This window comes from Sulfurirhabdus autotrophica (assembly GCF_004346685.1).
Taxonomy (GTDB): Bacteria; Pseudomonadota; Gammaproteobacteria; order Burkholderiales; family SMCO01; genus Sulfurirhabdus; species Sulfurirhabdus autotrophica.
Genome location: NZ_SMCO01000057.1, coordinates 1 through 1,124, shown reverse-complemented (window position 1 = coordinate 1,124; position 1,124 = coordinate 1). Strand labels below are relative to the sequence as shown.

Below are 1,124 nucleotides of genomic sequence, written 5' to 3'. Positions count from 1 at the left end.
TATAGATCCGGCACGATAAAGTTTGAACTTTTTGATTCGCCGTTGTCTTAAACGCATGGATAAAGAAGACGCAAGAAATCAAACACTGGAGCAGTTACACGAACGGCGTAAGCAAGTTGTGCGAATGCACTGCAAAGGGATGGGCGTGATGCGTATCGTCGAGTTAAGCGGGCTTTCCTACCCGACGGTACGGGGCGTCATTGATCGATATGAAAATGACGGAGCAGCTTCAATCAAGCCGACACCGCGTGGACGTAACAGCGGCGAGGGTCGCACGCTGACCGATGAGCAAGAGCGATCAGTGCAACAGATCATCTGTGATAAACGGCCTGAGCAGTTGAAGATGGAATTTGCGCTATGGAATCGTGCTGCCGTGATGCAATTGATTGAACGTGAGTGTGGCATCAAGCTTTCGATTCGCGGAGTTGGTAATTATCTACAACGCTGGGGTTTTACACCGCAAAAGCCGATTAAAAAGGCCTATGAGCAGCGCCCGGAAGCAGTGAAACAATGGCTGGATGATGAATATCCGGTCATCGAGCAACGCGCGAAGGTCGAGGGAGCCGAGATTCACTGGGGCGACGAGACGGCTATTGTGAATACCGACGTACGTGGACGCAGTTACGCGCCTGCTGGCAAAACACCGGTCACTTTTGCGGCAGGCGGCACACGTCACAAACTGTCGATGATTGCGACAGTTACCAATCAAGGGAAGACGCGCTGGATGATTATTGATGAGGCATTTAATACCGACAGATTCATTGAGTTTTTGGAGGCATTGATTAAAGACGCAGGTCGCAAGGTGTTCCTGATACTGGACAACTTGCGGGTACATCACAGCAAGTTAGTCAAAGCTTGGGCGGAAGAGCAGAAAGACAAAATTGAGTTATTTTATTTACCCAGTTATAGCCCGGAACTGAACCCGGAGGAACGCCTCAATGCTGATCTGAAATATACCATTGGGTCAAAAGTGGCTGTACGTACCAAGGCTAAATTGAAAGCAGCGGCGACCGATCACATGCAAAAGTTGGAGCAATCACCTGAACGGGTCAAAAGTTACTTTCAGGATATCCACGTAAAATATGCCGCATGAAAAATTCAAACTTCATCTGGCCGGATCAATA

General features: G+C 48.8%; 1 protein-coding gene. It reads left to right on the top strand.

What is annotated here, in order from left to right; all coding sequences use genetic code 11:
* The first annotated feature begins 55 nt into the window (after positions 1-55).
* The gene (locus tag EDC63_RS18465) at positions 56-1,093 is read left to right on the top strand and encodes an IS630 family transposase (RefSeq protein ID WP_124946961.1); all 1,038 of its coding nucleotides are present in this window, start codon (positions 56-58) and stop codon (positions 1,091-1,093) included.
* Positions 1,094-1,124 lie beyond the last annotated feature (31 nt).

Bases quoted from the DNA above. Each gene is read 5' to 3' on its own strand.
- EDC63_RS18465 (WP_124946961.1), top strand. From the start codon at position 56: ATGGATAAAGAAGACGCAAGAAATCAAACACTGGAGCAGTTACACGAA.